The following is a 21,790-nucleotide window of genomic DNA, read 5'->3' on the forward strand; positions in this document are numbered from 1 at the left end:
CAAGGTGAGGCTTGCGTCACACCCAAGGGGCGAGCATAGGCTGACGCTCGCCAATGCAACAGAGGCAATTCAAGTGAACACTCTGCGTGATGACAGGTGGTGGTGGCGGGTGTCCGCACCGCGCCCGGAGCGAAGGCCGAGCGAAAGGTCGTTGTTGATGGGGCGTCGCTGGGTCGAACGGGCTCATCGGAGTCTCGCCACGGGTCGCGGGAGTGGGACATCGTGGCGTCATCCCGGCATTCGAACGGGGTCGCCGACCGATCAGCGGGCCGCCCCGCCCGACGCCGAAGCGGTCGAAAGCAGCCCCGCCGGCTCGGGTCGGCAGGTCGCTTTCCGCGCCATCCGTCACACCACAGCGAGCCCTCGATCACGATCCGTGTTCACCGTGGCGAGGTCGCGGCTGGCCGTGCTCGCGATCCTCGCGGTCAGTCCGCTGATGCGGTTGGCCGCGCTGCGCTTCGCCGTACCCCCGGGTCTGCCCAGCCGGACCGGCTGTGACGCCTGCGGCGCGCCGGTTGGCCTGACCCGCCCCTGGCCGGCGCTGGGCCCGGCGGCCCGGTGCGGGCACTGTCGCGCCCGGGTCGGCTCACCGCCGGGCACCGTCGAGGTGGCCGTGCTCGCGGCGGTGGTGCTGCTGGCGGTCGGCGGCCCGTCGGACGGGGCGCTGCCGGCGTTGATCTGGTGGCTCGGCTGGACGATCCCGGCAATCCTCGTCGACCTGGCCGTGCACCGGCTGCCGGATCGGCTCACCCTCCCCGCGGCGGCCGGGACCTGGCTGCTGCTCGGCGTGGCCGCACTCGATGCCGACCCGGGGCACTGGCTGCGGGCCGTCACCGGCGGCACCGGGCTGGCGCTCTTCTTCGCCAGCACCGCCGTGCTGCTCGGCCGCCGCGGCTTCGGGCTGGGCGACGCCAAACTGGCGCTCAGCGTCGGGGCGCTGCTCGGCTGGTACGGCTGGCCGGTGCTGTTGTTCGGGATGCTGCTCACCTTCGGGCTCTCCGCAGTGGTGAGTCTGGGCCTGCTGGCCACCCGCCGAGCCAACTGGAGCAGCCACCTGCCGTTCGGCCCGTTCCTGCTGCTCGGCACGGTGGGTGCCGTCCTGCTGGCGGCCTGACCCGGCGGGCGGCGACCGGCCGGGTCGCCGGTCACTGTCGCGAGCGGCCGGCCAGTTTGGGGACCGGGCTGTCCTGACGGTCGGCCCGCCGACGCAGCACCTCGCCGATCGGGCGGGCCAGCAACGGGGTGATCACCACGGCGACCAGGGCGCCGAACAGCACCCCCGCGATCACGTCGTGCGGGTAGTGCACGCCCACGAAGACCCGGGAGAAGGCGGCGAGCGCGGCCAGGGGCAACGCGACCAGGCCGAGGCGGCGGGAGAGCAGCAACGTGGTGACCGCCAGCGCGCCGGCGATGGTGGCGTGGTTGCTGGGGAACGACCAGTCGCCCGGGGGTGGGCAGGCGCTCGCGATGATCTCCCGGCCGATGGTCCGGCAGGGGCGCTCCTCGTCCACCACGGTCTTGAGGAACTCGCTGCCCACGTACGCCAGGATGGCCGGCAGCGGCGCGATCAGGGCGAGTGCCCGGTCGTGCGGGCCGCCGGACCGGCGGCTCAGCGCGGCCATCAGCAGCAGCGCGCCGAGTATCAGGATCACCCCCTCGGTGGCGTGTCCGACGAACCACTGCACCGGCTCTGGGCTGCCGGCGGCGGCGTCGACGACGTCGCGGTACCACTCGGCGCTGATCTCCGGAACGTCAACGCTGCCGTTGTCGACCATGCATCACCTCACTTCACGTTCATACCTCGTTCACCTGGGGGACACCCTAGGAACGCGGCAGCGGGCACTGCCGCTGTCGAAGGTCGAGTGGCTTTGGCGACCTTCGTCCAGGATTCGTCCAGCTGGCTCTGGTTGGCTGGTGCAGGACATCGGCCGACAGGAGACTTCGTGCAAACCGGTTCGACCACCGATCAACCGCAGTCCACCGCCGGCTTGGCCGACGACGAGACCTGGCGGATCCGGCGCACAGCGGCCGACCAGGACCGGCTCGGCGAGACCGAGTCGATCTTCGCGTTGAGCAACGGGTGGATCGGCTGGCGCGGGGTGCTCGACGAGGGTGCTCCGTGCGGGATGCCGGGCAGTTACGTCAACGGCTTCCACGAGCGGCGCGAACTGAGCTACCCCGAGGAGGGGTACGCGTTCCCGTCGGCCAGCGACACCGTCATCAGCGCACCGAACGCCACACTGATCCGGCTCTGGGTCGACGACGAGCCACTCGATCTCCGGACCGGGACGCTGCGCCGCCACGAACGGGTGCTCGACCTGCGCGCCGGCGTGCTGACTCGGGAGACCGAGTGGATCTCACCCGCAGGTCGGGCCGTGCGCCTGCGCAGCACCCGGTTGGTGTCCCTGCCGCGTCGCCCGGTGGCCGCCGTCCGGTACGAGGTCGAGCCGTTGGACACCGCCGTCGAGCTGCGCGTCTGCTCGGACCTGCTGGCAAACGAGAAGGTGCCGGAGCGCTCGGACGACCCTCGGGCCGCCTCGGTGCCCACCGACCCGCTGACCGCCGAGACGTACCAGGCGACCGGCCTCGACGGCGTGCTGGTGCACCGCACCGAGCGCAGCGGCCAACGCGTCGCGGTCGCCGTCAGCCACCTGCTGGACGGGCCGGACACGGTGACCACCACCGGCGACTGCACCCCGGACCGGGTACGGCTGACCGTCACGGGTCGTCTGCACCCGGGGGAGCGGTTGCGGCTGACGAAGTTCGCCGCCTACGAGTGGGCGGCGGTCGACGAGACGCCCGCCGACGAGTTGGCCGCCCTGGTCACCGCCGAGGCGGACGCCGCCCGCGCGGACGGCTTCGACGCCCTGCTCACCGACCAGCGCGCCGCCCTGGACGCGGCCTGGCAGGTCGCCGACGTGCGGCTCGACGGCGATCCGGAGCTTCAGCAGGCCGTTCGGTTCGCGATGTTCCACCTGATCCAGGCCGGTCGCCCGGACTGCGACCGGACCATCTCGGCCAAGGGGTTGACCGGCAACGGCTACGACGGTCACGTCCTCTGGGACACCGAAAGTTACGTCCTGCCGGTGCTCACCTACCTGGCCCCGGCGGTGGCCCGGTCGGCGCTGACCTGGCGGCGCGCCCACCTCCCCGAGGCGCGGGAGCGGGCCGCCGAGCTGCGGTTGGCCGGCGCGACCTTCCCGTGGCGCACCATCGGCGGCCGGGAGTGCTCCGGCTACTGGCCGGCGGGCACCGCCGGGCTGCACGTCAACGCCGACGTCGCCGACGCGGTGCTGCGCTACGTGGCGGCCACCGACGACCAGCGGTTCCTGGCCGAGGCGGGGCTGGAACTGCTGGTGGAGACCGCCCGGCTCTGGCACGGCTTCGGCCACTGGTCGGGCGACGGCGGCTTCCACCTGCACGGCGTGACCGGCCCGGACGAGTACGCCGCGCTTGTCGACGACAACGTCTTCACCAACCTGATGGCCAGGCGCAACCTGCGCGGCGCGGCGGACGCCGCCGAGCGGCATCCGGAGGTGGCCGACCGGCTCGGCGTGGACCGCGACGAGGTGGCCGGCTGGCGGGCCGCCGCCGATGCGATGGCCATCCCGTACGACAGCGAGCGCGAGGTGCACCAGCAGGCCGCCGGCTTCACCGAGCAACCCGAGTGGGACTTCGCGAACACCGGCGACGACGACTACCCGTTGCTGCTGCACTTCCCGTACCTGGAGCTGTACCGCAAGCAGGTGGTCAAGCAGGCCGACCTGGTGCTGGCCATGCAACTTCGCCCCGGTGAGTTCAGCGCCGACGAGAAGGCGCGCAACCTGGCGTACTACCAGGCCCGCACGGTCCGCGACTCGTCGCTGTCGGCCGCCCCGCAGGCGGTGCTGGCCGCCGAGGTCGGGCACCTGGACCTGGCGTACGACCTGTTCGCCGAGTCGGTGCTGCAGGACCTGGCCGACCTGGGGGACAAGACCGCCGACGGGCTGCACCTGGCCTCGCTGGCCGGCGCGTGGCTGGCACTGGTGCAGGGCTTCGGTGGGTTGCGCGACGACCGCGAGGTGCTCTCCTTCGACCCCCGCCTGCCGCGCCGGATCGACCGGCTGGCGTTCAGCCTGCGCTGGCGCGGCCACCGGCTGCGGGTCACGTTGACTCCGACGGAGGCCCGCTACGAGCTGCCCGACGCCACCGGCGACGCCGAGATCGAGCTGTGGCACCACGGCGAGTCGCTGCGGGTCACCGGCACCGAGCCGGTCACCCGGCCGATGCCGCCGGTGCCCGACCCCGGCCCGGAACCGCCCTCCCCGCCCGGCCGCCGCCCCACCCGCCGCTCGGCCGACTGAGCCGCCTCGCTGGTGTTGTCGCGCGGTGGTCTCGGGTCCGTTGCTCGGCTCAGATCGGCGCGGGACCACCTGCCATCCGTTCGCGGACGGCCGCCAGGTCCTCGAAGGCGTACGCCCAGTTGTGGCACTTGAAGCTGCGCAGACCGTCGATCGCGGTGTGACAGTCGGAGCAGCGCACCCCGGCGATGGCGTCCGGGATCTCGGTGTTGACGTACTTGCGTTCGCCGAGGATGACCGTGGCGATCATGGTCTTGTCGTGCAGGCCGGAGAGGGCCGACGAGACGATGTCATACCAGGTGATCCGCCGGCGGCACTTCGGGCAGTCGGGTTCGTCGCCGCTGACCCAGAGCGGGGCGCCGATGCTGCGTGCGGGCATGCCGAGCAGCTTCTCCAGCCGCCGGACGTCCGACTCGGGGGTGGTCCAGCGGTGTCGGCCGGGCAGTGACGCGGGTGAGTCGTACACGGCGCGGAACAGGTCGTTGTCGACCTGCACGGTTTCGCGCTGAGCGGTCATCGGCTTCCCTCCTCGTTGAGTCGGTGCCCCCACCGTGGTCAGCGGTGACCATGGGCGCAGCCGGATCAACGACACGAGGGGTCAGCGGGTCGTCGCTACGCGGCTGACCGCTTTCGGCTCCGGTGCGCGGCCTCGGGTGGTACGACGGACGCAGGGGCCGTGCGCCAGCGGGAGGAGCGCCGATGGCGAGCAGACCCGAGCGGCTGCTGCGGGGCGGCGACTCGCCGCTGAGCGCCTCGTTCCTGGAGCTGTTCTTCGATCTGGCGTTCGTGCTGGTCCTCAGCCAGTTGGCCGCCCACCTGCTGCACGACCTCACAGTGGTCGGCGCGCTGCACACCGCCCTGCTGTTGACCGGAGTCTGGTGGATCTGGGTGCCCACCACCTGGTTCGCCGACTGGTACGACCCGCAGAGCCCGGCGGTGCGGTGGCTGCTGGTGGGCGCCGCGCTGGGCACCCTGCTGGCCGGGGTGGCGATCCCGCAGGCGTTGGACGGGCGGGGGCTGCTCTTCGCCGCCGCGTACGTCTCGGTGCACATTGCCCGTGGGGTGGTGACCGCTGTCGGGTTGCGCGGTCATCCGCGGCAGATTCGGACGCTGCGGATCCTGTGCTGGTTCAGCGTCTCGGCCGTACCGTGGCTCGCCGGTGGGTTGCTGCCGCAGTGGCGGGTGCCGTTGTGGCTGCTCGCCCTCGCTCTCGACCTCACCGGTCCGAGGCTCGGTTACCCCACACCCGGGATGGGCCGGACCACGCGGGAGGAGTTGCACCTGGCCGGTGAGCACTTCGCCGAGCGGTACCAGCAGATCATGATCATCGCGCTCGGCGAACTCGTCCTGGTCGCCGGCCTGTCGTACGCCGGCACCGATCTGCACTTCTCACAGACCGTCGCGTTTCTGCTGGTCTTCACCCTCGCCGTGCTGATCGGTCTGCTCTACGTCACGCCTGCCGGCCAGCGCCTCGGCCCGGCCATCGAGCGCGCCGATCCGGCCCGCCTCGGCGTGATCACCGGTTACCTGCACCTGGTGATGATCGCCGGGCTGGTGGTCACCGCCGTCGGCGCCGAACTGAGCATCGTCCACCCCCTACGGACCGGTGACACGACCGCTGTCGTGGTCATTCTGAGCGGCCCGACGCTGTTCCTCGTCGGGCGGATCCTCTTCTCGGCGACGATCCACCGGCGGCTCTCCTGGCCCCGGGTCGCCGCCCTGTTCGTGTTGGCCGGCGCGGCGGCCGTGCTGCGGCTGCCGCTGGTGGCGGTCAGCGCGGTCGCCGTCACTGTGGTGCTGGTGGTGGTCGTCCTCGATCACGCCGGCATCCGGTCCTACCGCCACCGATCTGGTGCGTAGGCAATAAGCCTGACTAAGGTCAGGTGTATGGACTCGGCTCTCATCGCCGCCGTACGGCGGTTCAACCGGACGGTCACCCAACGGGTGGGTGCGCTCGACGACGAGTACATGGCCCAGGGCCGTCCCCTGGGGCAGGCTCGACTGCTCTGGGAGATCGGCCCCGCCGGTGCCGAGGTCGCCGCGCTACGCACCCGGCTCGGCCTGGACTCCGGACACCTCAGTCGGCTCCTGCGCACCCTGGAGAACGACGGTCTCATCACCGTCGGTCCGGTCGACCGGACCGGCGGCGACGGCCGGGTACGTGTCGCCACGCTCACCGACGCCGGCCGGACCCAGTGGGCCGACCTCGATCAGCGCTCGGACGATCTCGCCGCCTCGATCCTCGAACCGCTCACCGAACACCGCCGGGAACGACTCGTCACCGCCATGGCCGAGGTGGAACGGCTGCTCGTCGGGTCGATGGTCGTCATCGAGCCTTGCCCGCCGGGCGACCCGCGGGCCCGTGCCTGCCTCCGGGCCTACGTCCGGGACATCGCCCGACGACTCGACGACGGGTTCGACCCCGCACTGAGCAAGCCGCTGCACGACGATGCGCTCGCCCCGCCCAACGGTGTGCTCCTGCTCGCCACCCTCAACGGCGAACCGATCGGCTGCGGCGGGGTGAAACTGCACCGGGGCGAGGCCGCCGAGATCAAACGCGTGTGGGTGGCGGACACCGTACGCGGCCTCGGCGTCGGGCGGCGGCTGCTGGGGGAGCTGGAACGGTACGCCGCCGAGCATGGCGCGACCGCCGTCCGGCTGGACACCAACCGCAACCTCACCGAGGCGATCGCCCTGTACCGGGCGACCGGTTACCGGGAGATCGAGGCGTACAACACCGAGCACTACGCCCACCACTGGTTCGAGAAGCGGTTGGCCTAGACCCGATCGAGTGGTCAGGATCGATCGCCACCTGATGGCACGGCACCGAAAATGACCTCGAAGACCGCCGCCTCGCTGGGCAGGCTGGTGGGTGCCGGAGCGAACAACAGCCCCCGGCACCCACGCGAGGAGTCGTTAGTGCGCAAGCTTGTGTATTACATCGCCACCACCCTGGACGGCTTCATCGCCGGCCCCGACGGCGCCGACCCCACCGGCCCCGGCGGTTTCTGGCCCGTTCCGGAGGACTACCTGCGCCACCTCGTCGCCGAGTACCCGGAGACCCTGCCCGGCCCGGCCCGACAGGCGTTCGGCATCACCGACGAGGGCAGCCGGTTCGACACCGTGCTGGAAGGACGCCACTCCTACGAGGTGGGGCTGAAGGCCGGCGTCACCGACGCGTACCCCCACCTGCGCCACCTGGTGTTCTCCCGCACGCTGGGCAGCAGCCCGGATCCGGCCGTCGAGGTCGTCGACCAGGACCCGATCGCCACGGTACGAGAGCTCAAGCGACACGACGGCAAGGACGTCTGGGTGATCGGCGGTGGTGCCCTGGCCGGTGCCCTGTATCCCGAGATCGATCAGCTGATCGTCAAACTCGCCCCGCTGACCATCGGCGCCGGCATCCCGCTGTTCGGCCGGGACGCCGTCTTCGCCCCACGTACCTGGCGGCTGACCGACCACACCGTCCTGGGCAGTGGCGCTCTCTTCCTGACCTACACCCGCACCGAGGCCGCAGACGAGCCCGCATGAGCGGTGGATGCGGTCCTACCGTCCGGGGCCCCGGCCGTAGCCAGGTTCGCGGGTAGGCAGTCCGGTCTGGCCGCTGCTGCCGGTCGCCGACGGCACCAGCGGCCAGAACGGATCAGCCCTTCACCGCCCCCGCGGTGAGTCCCTCGGTCAGGAAGCGCTGCCCGAGGGCGTACATGATCACCACGGGGATGCTGACGAGCAGTGACGCCGCGGCGAGTTGTCCCTGTGGCACGACGTCTCCGGCGATCATCGACTGCATCCCCACCGGGAGCGTCTTGTACTCGTCCTTCGTGATGAACACGAAGGCGAAGAGGAACTCGTTCCAGGCGTTGGTCAGGGTGAAGAGCGCGACAGCCAGCAGCCCCGGCTTGGCCAGCGGCAGCACCACCCGTCCGAACGCCTGGACGCGGCTGCAACCGTCGACAAGTGCGGCCTCCTCCAGCTCGATGGGGATCGACGAGAAGTACCCCACCAGCAGCCAGGTGGCGAACGGCAGGGTGAAGGTCGGGTACGTCACCACCAGCGACCACAACGAGTCGGTGAGTCGAGCGCCGATGAGCATCTGGTACAGCGGGATGAACAGCAGCGCGCCCGGCATCACGTAGGTGAGCAGCACCGTGACGGTGAAGCTCTGCGCCCCGCGGAACCGCAGCCGGGCCAGCGCGTAACCGGCCAGGGCGGCGCAGACCAGTGCCACCGCGGTGGACGCCGCCGACACCAGCAGAGTGTTGAGGTACCAGCGGCCGAACGGCTGGTTGGCGAAGAGGGCGCTGAACTGTTCCAGCGTCCACGGCGTCGGCCACAGGTCGTCGGTACGCATGACGACCTGGCCCTCGGACTTGAAGGCCGTGACGGCGATCCAGTACAGCGGGCCGAGCACGAAGAAGAGCAGACCGGCCAGCGCGACCCAGGACCCGACGCCCGACACCGCCGCCGACGACCGGCGGCCACCTCGCGACTGGAGGGTCGAGACGACCCGGCCGACCACCGCCGCGACCAGCAGAATCACCCCGAGGACCACCGCCGCCTTCCAGAAGATCTCCGGCGATGCCCAGAGCAGCAGACCGGTGACCAGCGCCGTGATGACCCACGGCAGGGCCCTGCGGGCTGGACCGGTCCACCGATGGGTTCCGATCCATCGTGCGGCCCGGCGTCGGCGGGGCAGTTTGATGTTGCTGTCCTGACGCAACAACCGGACCAGGACGAACACCAGCCCGCCGATGATCGGCAGCATGACGAGCGTGACCGCCGCCCCAGCGCCGTACTGGAGCTGGAGGATCGCCTTGGAGTAGGCGATCAGCACGTACGGCGCTGTCACGTCGCCCGGGCCACCCTGGGTCAGCAACCAGATGAGGTCGAAGTTGTTGAACGTCCAGATCGACGACAGGGTCACCGTCACGGTGATCACGTGGCGCAGTCCGGGCAGCGTCACGTTGGCGAACCGCTGCCAGGCCGAGGCCCCGTCGATGGTCGCCGCCTCGTAGAGGTCCGCCGGGATGGCCTTCAACCCGGCGAGGAAGCACACGGTGAAGAACGGCACTCCCTTCCAGACGTTGACCAGGATCACCGACGGCATGGCCAGCGACGGGTCGGACAGCCAACCCGCGGGCCAGCTGTCGACCAGGTGCGCGCTGGCCAGCAGCGGCCCGATCCCGGTGGCGGTGAGCAGCGTGTTGACGCTGCCGAAGATCGGGTCGAGCAGCGCGCGCCAGCTGAACGCCGTCACCACCGTCGGCACCACCCACGGCACCAGGAGCAGGCCGGCCAGCAGGGCCCGGCCACGGCGGCGATGGTGCAGCAGCAGGGCCGCGGCCAATCCCAGCACGACCTTGAAAACCTCGGCGTACGCGGTGAAGACGAACGAGTTCACCACGCCGGTGTGGAACTGGTCGTCGCCGACGAGCGCGAGGTAGTTGTCCAGGCCGACGAAGACGCTGTCCTGCCCGTGCCGTTCGGTGGTGCTGGTGATGATCGACCGGGCGATCGGCACGAGAACGAGCCCGCCGACCAGCACGGCCATCGGCGCCAGGAACAGGGCGGCGAGTCGCCAGTCGCGACCCAGCCGCCGCTGGACGGCCGTGAGGGAGCCAGGCCCCGACGGCGGTGATTTCCTCGCCGCCGTCGGGACCCGTGCAGGACGGACCGAGCTCACTGCGGCAGCCCCTGCTGGTTGAAGATCTGCACCATCTTCGCGTGGGCGGCCGTCACGGCCTGCGCCGGCGACGTGCCCTGCACGACCTGCTGCATCATGTCGGTCAGGACGTAGGCCGATCCGACCGCCTGCTGGCCCGCGCTGGCCTTCTGCGGGAAGGCCAGGCCGTTCTTCGTGTTCAGCGGCAGCTTCAACTCAGTGATCTTGCGCAGCATGGGGAACGCCGGGTCGCCGCTGGTGAAGAACGGGTCGGCGTCCCAGACCTTCGCCCAGGCGGGCATCACCAGGCCGGGTGCTTCCTTCGCCACCCCGAGCAGCGCGGGCGCGCTGACCAGGTACTGCGCCAGGAGCTTGGCGAGCGCCGGGTTCTTGGCACCCTTGAAGACGACGAAGCCCTGCGACTGGCCGAGCAGCAGCGGATTGTCGGTCGCCGGGCCGATGCAGTCGGAGAACACGTGGGTGTTCGCGTGCACCGGGTTCTTCTTGGTCCTGGAGTCGGCGTAGACGCTGAACTGGTTGCGGGTGTAACCGAGGATCCCGGCGAGCCAGTTCTCGTTGTTGCTGGTGTCGGTCCAACTGGCGATCCCCGGCGGCAGCATCGGCTTGTACTTGGGGTTGGTGTAGATGTCGCCGAGGAAGGTCACCGCCTGCACCGTCTCAGGGGAGTTGAAGGTGACCTTCCGGCCGTCGTTGGCGGCGATCGACCCACCGTAGGCGTTGATCAGCGCCTCGATCATGCCGTTGCCGTCACCGGAGCGGTTGACCGTCATCCCCCAGCCGAACCGGCGTTTGGTCGGATCGGAGATCTCCAGGCACAGGTCCCGCAGCTCCTCCCAGCTGTAGATGTCCTTCGGGGTGATGCCCTTGTCCTGCATCCAGTCCTTGCGCAGGAACGACCCGATCCCGATGAAGTGGTACGGGATCGCGAACCACTTGCCGTCGAAGACGCAGAAGTTCTTGGCCTCGGCGCAGGGCTCGCCGTACTTGGCGGTCAACGCCGTGACGACGTCCGTCACGTCCTCCAGGTCGCCCAGCGCCTGGAACTGCGCGACGAACCGCGAGTCGGTCATGAACGCCAGGTCACGGGCCACCCCGCCCTTGACCTCGGCGTCGATCTTGGCGACCACGTCACCGGCGTCAGCCTGGACGAGACTGTTCTCGATCTTCGTCCCGGTGGTGTCGGCGAACTTCTTGATCGAGCTGTCGAGCGCTTCGTTCGCCGCCGTCGAGTAGAGCTTCTGCGACAGCATCCCCATCGAGGAACCCTTCATCGACGCCGCAGCGTCGATCAGTTCCTGCGGAACGTCCGGCTGCACCTTGCTGGGGGACTCGGAGGTGCCCCCGCACGCGGCCAGACCGGCCGCGCCGAGCACCCCCACCCCCATCCCCAGAAAGCCACGCCGGGACCACGCCAGGTTGTCGTTCATGGAATTCGCCTCCTCTGTCTCCCCGCACCACCGCACGCCGAAGGCGTGCCTGTGCTCCAGGTGTGCCTATGACGGCGACCACGGACGCGTCGCCCGCATCGATCAGTGCGCTCGCGTACCCGTTGTCGAAGTTGGTGGGGTTGCGGCGGCGGGTGTTGCCCCGCCGCCGCTCACCGTCGGGAGTCCGCTGACGCACGCGTCGTCGTGGCATCCGAGCGAGCCACGCGAGAGACTCCGCGCGCCGCTCGTCGGGTAGCGCGACGAGGGTGAGGCGATCGGCGACCGGGCCGAGAAAGCTGCGCTGACGTTGCAGTTCGGTCGGGCCACGAGACCACCACCGTTCGAGATTTCGAACTGAGTTCGAGATACCGGATCGAGTGGTCGCGACGCTAGAGCAGCGCCAAGACAGCTGTCAATGTTTCGATGTGATTTCGAACCGAAAACGGGAGGCCGACTACCGCGACTGCGCCCGGTAGCCCATGCGCGCCGACAGCGCGGCCGCGCCCTCGCGAACCAGCCCCGTCCACTCCACGTGCGCCTGCGGCGTCCAGCGGATGATCGGTGCGGACAGGCTCATCGCGGCGATGGTGGCACCGGAATGGTCCCGGATCGCCGCGGCGACGCAGCGCATGGCGCTGTCAGACTCACCGATGTCGACAGCGACACTCTCCGCCCGGACCCGATCGAGGTGCTCGCGGAGCCGGTCCGGGTCGGTGATGCTCTCCGGCGTCATGCCCGGCAGCTCGCCCTTCGTCAGGACAGCGTCCAGGCTCTCCTCATCGAGGCTCGACAGCAGCACCTTGCCGACCGCCGTGCAGTGCGCCGGCAACCGGCGCCCCACCCCGGAAACCATCCGGACAGGGTGCGTGCTGTCGAACTTCACGAGATAAACGACATCGGGGCCGTCGAGCACCGCCACGTGAACCGCCTCGTGGCAGGCGGCAGCCACGTCCCGCACCACGCACTGCGCCTCCCGAACCAGATCAAGCCGACCCGCGAACGCCGCGCCGAGCTGAAACAGCGGCATGCCGAGCCGATACTGCACCGGCTGACCCGGTACGGAGATCAGGTACGAACGAGCCTCAAGCGTCACGAGCAGCTCGTGGACGGTGGTGCGGGGCAGGTCGAGCCGCTCCATCACCTGACGCGCCGACAGTTGCGGGCAGTCCAGGAACAGCTCGAGGACGTTGAGTGCGCGGTTGACCGCCGGTACCACACGGGGCATGTCGATAGTCCCTTCGCAGTGCCGAGCCCGTGTCAACGATCTCCACACGGGCCGGCACCTGAAGAGGATATCGACGTCAGCCCTCGACGCCAGGTCTCGGACGCGTCGTCCAGGAGGGGTGGTCCCGGCAGATCGGGATCAACTGATGCGCCGCAGCACCGGGACGATCCGGAAGTCGACAGTGGCGTGGTCGATGGTGGCGTGCACCGGGGAATCGGCCATTTCGGTCATGATCCCCGAGGCGCTGCGGCGGCCGTCCGCGGCGGAGTCCCACGCGACGATGTCGGTGATGGTGCCCTCGTCGTCCTGCACGATCCGACGCCACCGGAAGCCGGGCTGGCGCCGCAGGTAGTCGTTGATGTCCTCGTTGGCGTTGACGAAGTCGGCGCCGGTGAGGCCGGGGACGAGCCGGAACGTCGTCATCTCAAGCGCTTCGCTCATTGGTGCACTCCTCGTGATGCGCGGTCAGCCCTGCGCGGTCGACCGCATGATGATCTCGTTGACGTCGACGCTGCCCGGCTGGGCGATCGCGTGGGCGATCGCGTCGGCTACCGCCGAGGCCGGCATTCCCAGCTCTTCGGCCGCCGCCTGGACGGCAGCCCGCACCGCAGGGTCGCCACCCCGCTCGGCGAGTTCCGAGTGGGTGTAGCCGGGGCTCACCAGGGTCACCCGGATGTCCCGGCTCTCCTGGCGCAGTCCTTCGGTGAGTGCCCGGACCGCGTACTTGGTGGCGCAGTAGACCGCAGCCGTCGGGTCGACGCGGTAGGCGGCGGTGGAACCGATGTTGACGATGTGTCCCGTGCCCTGGGCGCGCATCAGCGGCAACGCGGCGGCGATGCCGTACAGGGTGCCGCGCAGGTTCACCTCGATCATCTGGTCCCACTCGTCGACCCGCAGCGCGTCGAGGGTGGACAGCGCCATCACGCCGGCGTTGTTCACCAGTACGTCGATGCGGCCGTGCCGTTCGTGGGCGCCCCCGACGAAGGAGAGCACGCTGTCTCGGCTCGTGACGTCCAGCTCATGGTGCTCGGCGGTGCCACCGGCGGCGCGCAGTTCGTCGACGAGCGCGGCGAGCCGGTCGACGCGTCGGGCACCGAGCACGACGTGATGGCCGTCGGCGGCCAGCCGGCGGGCGGTCGCCGCACCGATACCACTGCTCGAACCGGTAATGAGAACGATCTTCGAGCCGGGACTGTCTTCCACTGATCCTCCTGCTGCACGTCGGGCCCGCTGCCCGAGCGCCGCAGCTCAACAATCCGGCCGGTACGCGGGCCCTGGAAGGGCGAGGCTTCCGGGGTGCGCCACACCCCGGCACGGCGTACCTTTCATCCGCTTTAAGGGCTTTCTGTCCCGTGCGCTCTCCACCTGCGGATGGCGCAACCCGGCGGCGAAGTCACCAGGCGGCCGGAGACTCCGGCCCGAAGTCCTAGGCTGATCGACATGCCCGATGCAAACCGGCTCGGGGAATTCCTCCGGGCCAGCCGCGCGCGAGTCGACCCGAAAGAGGTCGGACTGCCCAGGGGCGGCGACCGCCGGGTACCCGGGCTGCGCCGCGAGGAACTCGCAGTCCTGGCCGGAGTGAGCGCCGACTACTACGCCCGCCTCGAACAAGGCCGGGAGCGCAACCCCTCCGCACAGCTGCTCGACGCCATTGGACGGGCCCTGCACCTCGACCCCGACGCGCGCCGCCATCTCTTCCGGCTCGCCGGGCTCCACCCCCGGCTCGGCCCGGACAACTCCCGGGACTCCGTGCACCCGGCGCTGCTGCGGCTGCTGGACGCCTTCCCCACCGCCGCCGCCTACGTGCTCGATCCCGCATTCGAGGTGCTGGCCACCAACAACGTGGCGGCCGCCCTGCTGTCCCCGTTCACCGGCCCGACCAACATGGTCCGGGTGCTGTTCCAGCATCCGCAGGCCCGCACCGTCTTCCCCGACTGGCCGTCCCTGACCGAGAACGTCGTACACGCCCTGCACCTCAACGCCGGCCGCTTCCCGGAAGACCCCCACATTCGGGCGCTCGTGGCCGACCTGCGACGGGACTCGCCGACGTTCCGCACCCTCTGGGAAGACCAGACCGTGCGGGGTCTGACCCGGATGTTCAAGGTCATAAACCACCCCGAGGCGGGGCGGGTCGAGCTGACCTACCAGACCTTCGACGTCCGCGACGCTCCCGGTCAACAACTGCTGGTCGGCACACCTGAACCGGACAGCGCCGAGGCTCTGGCCGCCCTGGCGGCAGCAGATCGGGTGATCGCGGCCCAGCCGGCGGCTGGAGGTCAGCCATCCCAGGCAGCCCCCGACCGCCCGGCCGACAGGCACGAGCCATGATGACCATGTAGGGGTCGGGCCGATCAGAGGCGCGTACCGCCTGCCAGGCTGATCAGGCGGGGATAGGGAGCAGCGGCATGGAACCGCAGTCCGGAAACGGCGACGATGCGGTCGCGCGTGCGCGCGAGCTGGTTCGGGCCGAGCAGTTCGGGCCCGCCATCGAACTGCTGCGCGAGCACCTGAACGCCCGCCCGGATGACGCCATCGCCTGGCGCCGCCTCGCCGGCGCCCTGATTGGACTCGGCGACCATGCCGCTGCGGTCGATGCGGCTGGTCGAGCAATCGACATCGACCCCGAGGATGTGGCTGCCTACCGCTACCGGGCGCTCGCTCTTCTCATGCTCAAGCGGGACCGGGAGTCGTATGCCGACGCGAAGCGCGCGGTGGAGCTTGCACCCGACGACCACGAGGCGCTGACCCTGCTCGCCCGGAACGTCGTCGAGGTTGATCGCGATGTAGCGCGGTTCAAGGAGCTCATCGATCGGGCGCTCACCGTGAATCCGGACAGTGCCCCTGCAAGGCACCTGGCCAGGCAATATCGAGGGCTCCATCGCCGGAACCTAGCCGTCGCGATGCACCTGGTGATCCTCCCGGCCGCGATCGTGTCGCTGGTTGGTTGGTTCGCGGTAGACACGGGCAGGTCGACGGCCGCTCGTTGGATGGTGTGGCCTTGCCTTGTCGCGCTGACCGTCATCCTTGTCAGAGGCGTGTTCACGTGGTCGGCACGCGGCGTGCTCCCGATGCTCACACTGCACCAGGTGTCGGCAGCGGCGAGCGCCGCCGGAATTGTCGCGGCAGGCGCGGGTTACGGCGCTACCCGAGGAGCCCCAACCGCAGCCGTCCTTGGCCTGACCGCTGTTGCGATATCGGGCGTCTTCGGGCTTCTCCTGCTCCGTCACGGCGCACGGCACAGCCGCCTGTCAGAAGAATCTACGACTGGCCGTAGATCGTTTAGCCAGGACACGTCACGCATGCCCTGAGACCGATCCGTCACGCAGGTCCCACCGGAGGAGGGCCGCCCGCGCCGCCTGGTCGGCAACCTTCTGCGGCCGGCGGACGGCAACTCGTTCGCACATCTCGGAAGCCAAGATCATGCCTGAGTTGTGCCCTGGCCGTGCCCGATGATCTTCGGTTGGAGCTGTCGCGCTCAGAGGCGCCGAATGGTGGGCCGCCAGGGACTCGAACCCTGAACCTATGGATTAAAAGTCCACAGCTCTGCCATTGAGCTAGCGGCCCGCGCGCTCAGGTTACCCGAACGTCTACGCCCCGGCTGATGTCCGCCCCCGCTCTGGGCCAGTGATGTTGATCTAAGCCCGGGACGGCACCGACGCTGGAAGGAACTTCCACACCGCTTTGTCACCGACATAGCTTCATCACCGATATATTGAGGCCATGGCCACACCCACGCCACTGCGGGAACCCACCTTCCTGATCCTCACCGCCCTCGCGCGGGAATCCATGCACGGCTACGGCATCATCAGCGACGTCGCGGCCCTCTCCGGCGGGCGGCTGGCGCTGCGGCCCGGCACCCTCTACGGCGCACTCGACCGCCTCACCGACGAAGGGCTGGTCGAGCGGGACCGCGAGGAGGTCGTCGAGGGACGGCTGCGCCGCTACTACCGGCTCACCGACGCGGGCCGGTCAGTGCTCACCGCCGAGACCGAACGACTGCGCCGCAACGTCGAGGCCGCCACCCAGCGGTTGGCTGTTCGACCTGCGGGCACCCGCCCCGCTGGCGGCACCGCACGCGGCCCTCTCACCGTCCCCGGAACGGCGGCCCGCCCCATCCTTCGACCGACCGGAGGCCCGGCATGAATCAGCCCAACCCTGCCCCGGAGCAGGCCGGGTCGCCGCTGGAGTCCCGCTACCGGCGACTGCTGTGGGCCTACCCGGGTGACTACCAGGCCGAGCGGGGCGACGAGATCGTCGGGACGTACCTCGACACCGTCGAACCGGGGCGGCGCTGGCCGTCCCCACACGACGCCCTCGACCTGCTCGGCGCCGGAATTCGGGAGCGACTACGCGGGTACGGCGCACTTGGGCTGGCGGCCGCCTTCCCACTGGCCGCGACCGCCGCGCTGAGCACCCTCGTCGCGGTCGCCGCCTTCCTCCTCTTGCAGGTCGAGTTCGAAGACCCCCGCCTCGCCAGGCTGGACCCGGTCGGCCCGTTCCAGACCCTCGGCGCTGTCATCTGGCTGGGTTGGCTGCTCGTCGGCCTCACCGCCACGGTGCTGCCCGGCTCCTGGACCCGAATCGCCGCAGCCTGTGGTCTCCTGCTGACCATCGCCGTGCCGCCCGTGGCCGCCCTCGCCGGACAACCCCGACCGCCGATGTTCGTGCTGATCCCCGCCGTCGCGCTCGGCCTGGCCACGCTCGCACTGCCCGCCCATCCCGGCTGGGCCGCGCGTAGCCTGCCGCCGCTCACGGCCGGCGCTGTGGCGGCCGCGTCCGTGGCGTTCAGCGCCGCCGAGAACGGCGGCAACATGTTCACGTCGTACGGCTCGACGCCCGAACTGTTGGCCATGGCCGGGGGGTTGATGTTCGCGCTGGTCCTGCTCGTCGGGCTCGGCCGCGCCCTGCGAGCCGACGACGCCGGCCTCTGGGCGGCCCTGCTGCTCGCCACCCCGGCTGGCCTGTTCGGCGCCGACCAGCTCAGCCAAGGGATCTGGGGCAGTCGGGGAGGCGGACCGGGCGCGGCGGCCTACGCCACCACAACCGGGACGATCCTTCTTGTCGGTGCGGCACTGCTGGCGGCGGCCATCGCCGGCCAGTCCGCACGCCACCAGAGCGTACGTCGACAGGTGCTCGACAAGGCCTGCCCGACCTGCGGCCACCGATCGACTGCAACGACAGCGACCTGAATTCGCACGGTCGGCGATGAGGCGGTGTTCGAGGCCTCGCATGAGTGTGGGCCGGCGGGGAACCAGGACCGGCATGGGATCGAGCAGCGTGCCGGCCGTGGCGGCCTCCGGGGAGGAGGTCGGGCCCGATGGCGTACGCCAGCCGGGTGGGGAGGTGCACGCCTGGCTGCCCGGCCAGAACCAGACGGTCTGTGGCCTGGCGCTGAGCCGGACCCGGCTGCGGCGCTTCCCGCATGTGCGCTTCGACTACTCCGGCACTGACGTGCTGACCGAGGCGGACGCGGTGGGCTGGATCTGCCCACGCTGCCTGGCCGCCACCGCTGGCCGGCGGGGGAAGGAGAAGCACGGCTGGGTACGGCATTCCCCGCGGCCTTGATCGACTCGGGTTTCAGGAAATCGGGGTGTTCTGCGCGCGGTGATGCCCCGACTTTCAGGAAGTCGAGTCGATCAAGAGCGCGGGGCGAGGGCCGTGCGCTGCGCGGGGCGCTGCAGGTGGGTGGTTGAGCTGCGGCTGGGCGGGTACGGGGTCGGGCATGCGGATCGTGGTGGTGGGGGCCAGCGGCAACGTCGGGACGGCGCTGCTGCGGCGGCTGCGCCGGGAGCGGGGCGTGGAGCTGGCCGGGGTCGTACGACGGTTGCCCGGCCCGGACGCCGGTGAGCCGTACGACCAGGTGGAGTGGCACTCCTGCGACATCGGCGCGCCGGGCGCGACCGGTCAGCTCGCCGAGGTGTTCGCGGGTGCGGACGCGGTGGTGCACCTGGCCTGGCAGATCCAGCCCAGCCACGACCAGCGGGTGCTGCGCCGGACCAACGTCGAGGGCAGCCGGGCGGTGATCGACGCGGTGGTCGGGGCGCGCGTGCCGGCCCTGGTGTACGCCTCGTCGGTCGGCACCTACGCGCCCGGCCCGAAGGACCACCCGATCAGTGAGCGGTGGCCGGCGACCGGTGTGCCCGGCTCGTCGTACAGCGAGCACAAGGCCGAGGTGGAGGCGTTGCTGGACCAGGTCGAGCGCGATCACCCGACGCTGCGGGTGGTGCGCATGCGACCTGGGTTGATTTTCCAGCGGGCGGCCGGTGCGGAGATCACGCGGTACTTCCTCGGCCCGCTGGCGCCGGTGCGGTTGTTGCGCTTCGGCCGGATTCCGCTGGTGCCGACGAACCGTCGGTTGCGGATGCAGGCGGTGCACGCCGACGACGTGGCCGATGCGTACGCCCGGGCGGTGTTGGGTGATGCGCGCGGCGCCTTCAACGTCGCCGCGGACCCGGTGCTCACTCCGGAGCTGGTGGCCCGGCACTTCCACGGTTGGACGGTGCCGGTCGCCGCGCCGGTGCTGCGGGCGGCGGCCGCGCTGACCTGGCGGGCGCGGCTGCAACCGGTCGACGCGGGCTGGGTGGAGCTGGGTCTGAACGCCCCGCTGATGTCCAGCGAGCGCGCGGAGACCGAGCTGGGCTGGCAGCCCAAGATCAGTGCGCTGACGGCGCTCAGGGAACTCTTCGCCGGCATGGCCGACGGCGACCACACGGCGAGCCCACCGATGTCCGGCGCCCGGGACCTGCCCGGCCGCCCCGCTGCCCTCCTGCACGCCCGCCCCCCAGGCCAGGGAAACCCCTACTAACCCCCACCCCACTGTGTTGATCAAGAGGTTTCGGTCAAAAAACGCCGCCCAGTTGACCGAAACCTCTTGATCACCGGCGCAGGGCGGGGCGCGGGCGCAGGGCAGTGCGCGGGCGGGCGCGGGGCGCGGGCGCGCTGGCAGGGGTGGGTGGGGTTAGGAGAGGGTGGAGGCTGTCACTGTGGGGTTGCGGGCGCCCAGGAAGAAGATTCCGGGGAAGCCGCGGGTCTCGAACTTGGCGCTGGGGTTGCGGCGCAGCGTCGAGTTTTCGATCCTCATCGTGCCGGTGCGGTTGTTGCTCACGAAGAAGACCGCGCCGCCGCCCTCGTTGGCCTTGTTGTTCTCGATGATGGTGCCGGCGATCCGTACGGTGAACTCGTTGCCGTCGCAGTAGATCGCGCCGCCGCTGCCGCCGCCGGGCGTGCCGGACTTCGCCGGGTTGGCGCCGTTGCCGATCGCCTCGTTGTTCCTCAGCAGACTGTTCAGCACCACCCACGACACGCCGATGCTGCTCAGCGCCCCTCCGTTGGAGCAGGAACCGCCGTCGAAGGTGCTGCCCACCACGTACACCGGCTTGTTCTCGTACTGGCTCAGCACCCGCACGGCCGCGCCACCCAGGTCGGGGCCGGTACGGTCGCAGCGGTTGCGGACGAAGCGCGAGTTGACCACCTTCAGCCGCCCGCCGCGTACGAAGATCGCCCCACCGCCGCCGCCCTCGGCCTTCTCGCCCGTGGAGTTGCCGTCGGCGAAGGTCAGGTTCTGCACGGTGAGCTGCGGGTGATCCTGGTTCTGGCAGTGCGAGGTGGTGAAGCCCTGGGCCTGGTCGCAGGTGTTCATGTAGAGGATCCGGCGCTGCCCCTGGCCGCTCAACGTGACAGTGCCGCCGCCGTCCAGCACGACCTTCGGCCCGTTGGCGTTGCGGACCTTCGCGGTGGCGGTCATCTTGATGGTCACCGGGGCGGGTCCACAGTTGAACGTGATGACACCGCCGGCCGCCACCGCCTTCACCACCGCCGCCGAGGTGCAGCTCGCCGCGGTGCCGGTGCCGATGGTCCGGGTCGGCTTCAAGGTGTCCACCGCCCGGGCCTCGGCCGGCACGGTCGCCTTGCCGTTCGGGTTGCCGGCAGTGAGCACCTTGTTGGCGGGCTTCGGGCTCGCGCTGGCCCCGGGGCCTCCGAGGCCGTCCCGGGCCTGTGGCGCTGCGCTCTGACCCCCGGTCGGAGAAGCGGTCGGCGAAGCGGTCGAGCCGGCCTCGAAGGCGGGGGCCGGGTCGTCGGACGCGCAGCCGGGCAGGGTCGCGGTGGCGACACCGAGGACGAGGAGAGCGGCAAGCGACGTCATGCGCACCAGGTGATGCTAGGAGCCGCGACCGCGCCGTGACGAATCCGCCGAGCCGGCTTAATGCACTGCTAAACCGCCGCCCGCCGCCAAGCCACGCCCGCCGCTCGCCGCCAAGCCACGCCCGCCGCTCGCTGCCAAGCCGCGCCCGCCGCCCGCCGCCAAGCCGCGCCCGCCGCCGCGCCGGATGTGGCGCGGTGACCGGTGATCAGGTGTGGGAGAGGGCGAAGGCGGTCAGGAAGCCGGCGACCGTGATCAGACCGACCAGCAGGTGCGCGTTCTCGAACGCCTCGGGGACCATGGTGTCGGTGATCATGGCGAGGATCGCCCCGGCGGCCAACGCCGTGATGGCGGCCAGCACCTCCGGCGGCGCGCCGCCCAGCAAAGTGTTGCCGACCAGCGCGGCGACGCCACTGACCAGCGCGATCCCGGTCCAGAGCAGGAACACGTACCGTCGGGTGCGGCCGGCCTGCCGCATGCCGGCCGCGCTGGACAACCCCTCCGGAACGTTGCTGAGGAACACCGCCGCCACCGTGACCAGGCTGACCGCACCACCGCTGAGCAGACTGGCGCCGATCACCACCGATTCCGGTACGCCGTCGAGGAGCGCGCCGACCGCGATCGCCGACCCGGAGCCGGGCTGCTCACCCTCGGAGGGCTGTTGGTCGCCGGACCGCTTGCGGTGCCGCGCGCCGCGCCGGGCCAGCGCCACGTTGGCGAGGGTGTAGGCAGCCGCGCCACCGGCCGCGCCGATCACCGTGGGCAGCAGTCCGCCCTGGTCGTGGGCGACCTCGATCAGCTCGTAGGAGACCGCGGAGAGCAGCACCCCCGCACCGAATGCCATCACGGACGCGGTGAGCCGCTGTGGGACGCGGACGAACCAGCCGACCGCCGCCCCGATCAGCAGCGCCGACCCGGCCAGCAGTCCCCATCCGCCCGCCTGTAACCACTCTGGCATTCCGGGGACCGTACCCG

Annotated in this window: 21 protein-coding genes and 1 tRNA gene; 12 read left to right on the forward strand and 10 right to left on the reverse strand. The window is 70.6% G+C overall.

Annotated features, from left to right (window positions below; genetic code table 11):
* Positions 1 to 436: 436 nt before the first annotated feature.
* A complete protein-coding gene (locus IF22_RS0114810; protein WP_081883835.1) occupies positions 437 to 1,114 on the forward strand; it encodes a prepilin peptidase in 678 nt (225 codons plus the stop codon).
* Positions 1,115 to 1,145: 31 nt separating this feature from the next.
* On the opposite strand, the gene IF22_RS0114815 is transcribed toward IF22_RS0114810, so the two are convergent.
* Complete coding sequence (locus tag IF22_RS0114815) at positions 1,146 to 1,775, reverse strand: phosphatase PAP2 family protein (protein ID WP_030332294.1); 630 nt, start codon at positions 1,773 to 1,775, stop codon at positions 1,146 to 1,148.
* 168 nt (positions 1,776 to 1,943) lie between these two features.
* On the opposite strand from IF22_RS0114815, the gene IF22_RS0114820 reads away from it, so the two are divergent.
* A complete protein-coding gene (locus tag IF22_RS0114820) occupies positions 1,944 to 4,343 on the forward strand; it encodes a glycoside hydrolase family 65 protein (protein ID WP_081883828.1) in 2,400 nt (799 codons plus the stop codon).
* Positions 4,344 to 4,392: 49 nt separating this feature from the next.
* On the opposite strand, the gene IF22_RS0114825 is transcribed toward IF22_RS0114820, so the two are convergent.
* Positions 4,393 to 4,857 carry a hypothetical protein gene (locus IF22_RS0114825; RefSeq protein WP_030332298.1) on the reverse strand — a complete coding sequence of 155 codons (465 nt, stop codon included), beginning with the start codon at positions 4,855 to 4,857 and terminating at the stop codon, positions 4,393 to 4,395.
* Positions 4,858 to 5,039: 182 nt separating this feature from the next.
* On the opposite strand from IF22_RS0114825, the gene IF22_RS33090 reads away from it, so the two are divergent.
* The 3 genes from IF22_RS33090 to IF22_RS0114840 all read left to right on the forward strand — a co-directional run bounded on the left by IF22_RS33090 (position 5,040) and on the right by IF22_RS0114840 (position 7,871).
* Positions 5,040 to 6,200, forward strand: a complete 1,161-nt coding sequence (locus tag IF22_RS33090; RefSeq protein WP_051708475.1) for a low temperature requirement protein A — start codon at positions 5,040 to 5,042, stop codon at positions 6,198 to 6,200.
* 27 nt (positions 6,201 to 6,227) lie between these two features.
* Positions 6,228 to 7,121, forward strand: a complete 894-nt coding sequence (locus IF22_RS0114835; RefSeq protein ID WP_030332300.1) for a helix-turn-helix domain-containing GNAT family N-acetyltransferase — start codon at positions 6,228 to 6,230, stop codon at positions 7,119 to 7,121.
* Between the two features lie 138 nt (positions 7,122 to 7,259).
* Positions 7,260 to 7,871, forward strand: a complete 612-nt coding sequence (locus IF22_RS0114840) for a dihydrofolate reductase family protein (protein WP_030332302.1) — start codon at positions 7,260 to 7,262, stop codon at positions 7,869 to 7,871.
* A 112-nt stretch (positions 7,872 to 7,983) separates the two neighbouring features.
* Here IF22_RS0114840 and IF22_RS0114845 read toward each other — a convergent pair whose 3' ends face one another.
* Positions 7,984 to 9,891 carry an ABC transporter permease gene (locus IF22_RS0114845; protein WP_245233626.1) on the reverse strand — a complete coding sequence of 636 codons (1,908 nt, stop codon included), beginning with the start codon at positions 9,889 to 9,891 and terminating at the stop codon, positions 7,984 to 7,986.
* A gap of 128 nt (positions 9,892 to 10,019) precedes the next feature.
* Positions 10,020 to 11,450 (reverse strand): extracellular solute-binding protein, encoded by a 1,431-nt coding sequence (locus IF22_RS0114850; RefSeq protein ID WP_030332306.1) that lies wholly within the window; start codon positions 11,448 to 11,450, stop codon positions 10,020 to 10,022.
* Positions 11,451 to 11,518: 68 nt separating this feature from the next.
* Here IF22_RS0114850 and IF22_RS36160 point away from each other — a divergent pair, with 68 nt between their 5' ends.
* Positions 11,519 to 11,641: a hypothetical protein gene (locus tag IF22_RS36160; RefSeq protein WP_280940604.1), complete on the forward strand. Its 123-nt coding sequence runs from the start codon at positions 11,519 to 11,521 to the stop codon at positions 11,639 to 11,641.
* Between the two features lie 263 nt (positions 11,642 to 11,904).
* Here the strand turns inward: IF22_RS36160 and IF22_RS0114855 are convergent, their stop codons facing one another.
* The 3 genes from IF22_RS0114855 to IF22_RS0114865 form a co-directional block, all read right to left on the reverse strand.
* A complete protein-coding gene (locus tag IF22_RS0114855) occupies positions 11,905 to 12,675 on the reverse strand; it encodes an IclR family transcriptional regulator (protein ID WP_030332309.1) in 771 nt (256 codons plus the stop codon).
* A gap of 138 nt (positions 12,676 to 12,813) precedes the next feature.
* On the reverse strand, positions 12,814 to 13,116 hold the full coding sequence (locus IF22_RS0114860; protein ID WP_030332311.1) for a hypothetical protein: 303 nt from the start codon (positions 13,114 to 13,116) through the stop codon (positions 12,814 to 12,816).
* 24 nt (positions 13,117 to 13,140) lie between these two features.
* Positions 13,141 to 13,878: an SDR family oxidoreductase gene (locus tag IF22_RS0114865; RefSeq protein ID WP_030332313.1), complete on the reverse strand. Its 738-nt coding sequence runs from the start codon at positions 13,876 to 13,878 to the stop codon at positions 13,141 to 13,143.
* A 237-nt stretch (positions 13,879 to 14,115) separates the two neighbouring features.
* Here IF22_RS0114865 and IF22_RS0114870 point away from each other — a divergent pair, with 237 nt between their 5' ends.
* A complete protein-coding gene (locus tag IF22_RS0114870) occupies positions 14,116 to 15,003 on the forward strand; it encodes a helix-turn-helix domain-containing protein (protein ID WP_051708477.1) in 888 nt (295 codons plus the stop codon).
* Positions 15,004 to 15,080: 77 nt separating this feature from the next.
* Complete coding sequence (locus IF22_RS0114875) at positions 15,081 to 15,983, forward strand: tetratricopeptide repeat protein (protein WP_030332317.1); 903 nt, start codon at positions 15,081 to 15,083, stop codon at positions 15,981 to 15,983.
* A 181-nt stretch (positions 15,984 to 16,164) separates the two neighbouring features.
* Here IF22_RS0114875 and IF22_RS0114880 read toward each other — a convergent pair.
* Positions 16,165 to 16,239, reverse strand: a tRNA-Lys gene (locus tag IF22_RS0114880).
* 156 nt (positions 16,240 to 16,395) lie between these two features.
* On the opposite strand from IF22_RS0114880, the gene IF22_RS0114885 reads away from it, so the two are divergent.
* The 4 genes from IF22_RS0114885 to IF22_RS0114900 all read left to right on the forward strand — a co-directional run bounded on the left by IF22_RS0114885 (position 16,396) and on the right by IF22_RS0114900 (position 19,480).
* A complete protein-coding gene (locus IF22_RS0114885; RefSeq protein ID WP_030332318.1) occupies positions 16,396 to 16,818 on the forward strand; it encodes a PadR family transcriptional regulator in 423 nt (140 codons plus the stop codon).
* A complete protein-coding gene (locus IF22_RS0114890; RefSeq protein ID WP_030332320.1) occupies positions 16,815 to 17,864 on the forward strand; it encodes a hypothetical protein in 1,050 nt (349 codons plus the stop codon). The genes IF22_RS0114885 and IF22_RS0114890 overlap by 4 nt, the downstream gene beginning before the upstream one ends.
* Positions 17,865 to 17,937: 73 nt before the next feature.
* Positions 17,938 to 18,240 (forward strand): hypothetical protein, encoded by a 303-nt coding sequence (locus tag IF22_RS0114895; RefSeq protein WP_030332322.1) that lies wholly within the window; start codon positions 17,938 to 17,940, stop codon positions 18,238 to 18,240.
* A gap of 157 nt (positions 18,241 to 18,397) precedes the next feature.
* Positions 18,398 to 19,480 carry an NAD-dependent epimerase/dehydratase family protein gene (locus IF22_RS0114900; protein ID WP_030332324.1) on the forward strand — a complete coding sequence of 361 codons (1,083 nt, stop codon included), beginning with the start codon at positions 18,398 to 18,400 and terminating at the stop codon, positions 19,478 to 19,480.
* A gap of 153 nt (positions 19,481 to 19,633) precedes the next feature.
* On the opposite strand, the gene IF22_RS0114905 is transcribed toward IF22_RS0114900, so the two are convergent.
* Together IF22_RS0114905 and IF22_RS0114910 are read right to left on the reverse strand one after the other, a co-directional pair.
* Positions 19,634 to 20,818 carry a hypothetical protein gene (locus tag IF22_RS0114905; protein WP_036411468.1) on the reverse strand — a complete coding sequence of 395 codons (1,185 nt, stop codon included), beginning with the start codon at positions 20,816 to 20,818 and terminating at the stop codon, positions 19,634 to 19,636.
* 205 nt (positions 20,819 to 21,023) lie between these two features.
* Entirely contained in the window at positions 21,024 to 21,773 is a 750-nt protein-coding gene (locus IF22_RS0114910; protein ID WP_030332334.1) for a ZIP family metal transporter, read from the reverse strand.
* Positions 21,774 to 21,790: the final 17 nt, after the last annotated feature.

Origin of the sequence: Micromonospora parva, assembly GCF_000718515.1 — a bacterium.
Classification (GTDB): Bacteria; Actinomycetota; Actinomycetes; order Mycobacteriales; family Micromonosporaceae; genus Micromonospora; species Micromonospora parva.

Coding starts and splice junctions, on each gene's coding strand:
- IF22_RS0114810 (WP_081883835.1), top strand. CDS start 437: ATGCGGTTGGCCGCGCTGCGCTTCGCCGTACCCCCGGGTCTGCCCAGC.
- IF22_RS0114815 (WP_030332294.1), bottom strand. CDS start 1,775: ATGGTCGACAACGGCAGCGTTGACGTTCCGGAGATCAGCGCCGAGTGG.
- IF22_RS0114825 (WP_030332298.1), bottom strand. CDS start 4,857: ATGACCGCTCAGCGCGAAACCGTGCAGGTCGACAACGACCTGTTCCGC.
- IF22_RS33090 (WP_051708475.1), top strand. CDS start 5,040: ATGGCGAGCAGACCCGAGCGGCTGCTGCGGGGCGGCGACTCGCCGCTG.
- IF22_RS0114835 (WP_030332300.1), top strand. CDS start 6,228: ATGGACTCGGCTCTCATCGCCGCCGTACGGCGGTTCAACCGGACGGTC.
- IF22_RS0114845 (WP_245233626.1), bottom strand. CDS start 9,891: ATGGCCGTGCTGGTCGGCGGGCTCGTTCTCGTGCCGATCGCCCGGTCG.
- IF22_RS0114850 (WP_030332306.1), bottom strand. CDS start 11,450: ATGAACGACAACCTGGCGTGGTCCCGGCGTGGCTTTCTGGGGATGGGG.
- IF22_RS36160 (WP_280940604.1), top strand. CDS start 11,519: ATGACGGCGACCACGGACGCGTCGCCCGCATCGATCAGTGCGCTCGCG.
- IF22_RS0114855 (WP_030332309.1), bottom strand. CDS start 12,675: ATGCCCCGTGTGGTACCGGCGGTCAACCGCGCACTCAACGTCCTCGAG.
- IF22_RS0114860 (WP_030332311.1), bottom strand. CDS start 13,116: ATGAGCGAAGCGCTTGAGATGACGACGTTCCGGCTCGTCCCCGGCCTC.
- IF22_RS0114870 (WP_051708477.1), top strand. CDS start 14,116: ATGCCCGATGCAAACCGGCTCGGGGAATTCCTCCGGGCCAGCCGCGCG.
- IF22_RS0114875 (WP_030332317.1), top strand. CDS start 15,081: ATGGAACCGCAGTCCGGAAACGGCGACGATGCGGTCGCGCGTGCGCGC.
- IF22_RS0114885 (WP_030332318.1), top strand. CDS start 16,396: ATGGCCACACCCACGCCACTGCGGGAACCCACCTTCCTGATCCTCACC.
- IF22_RS0114890 (WP_030332320.1), top strand. CDS start 16,815: ATGAATCAGCCCAACCCTGCCCCGGAGCAGGCCGGGTCGCCGCTGGAG.
- IF22_RS0114895 (WP_030332322.1), top strand. CDS start 17,938: ATGGGATCGAGCAGCGTGCCGGCCGTGGCGGCCTCCGGGGAGGAGGTC.
- IF22_RS0114900 (WP_030332324.1), top strand. CDS start 18,398: ATGCGGATCGTGGTGGTGGGGGCCAGCGGCAACGTCGGGACGGCGCTG.
- IF22_RS0114905 (WP_036411468.1), bottom strand. CDS start 20,818: ATGACGTCGCTTGCCGCTCTCCTCGTCCTCGGTGTCGCCACCGCGACC.
- IF22_RS0114910 (WP_030332334.1), bottom strand. CDS start 21,773: ATGCCAGAGTGGTTACAGGCGGGCGGATGGGGACTGCTGGCCGGGTCG.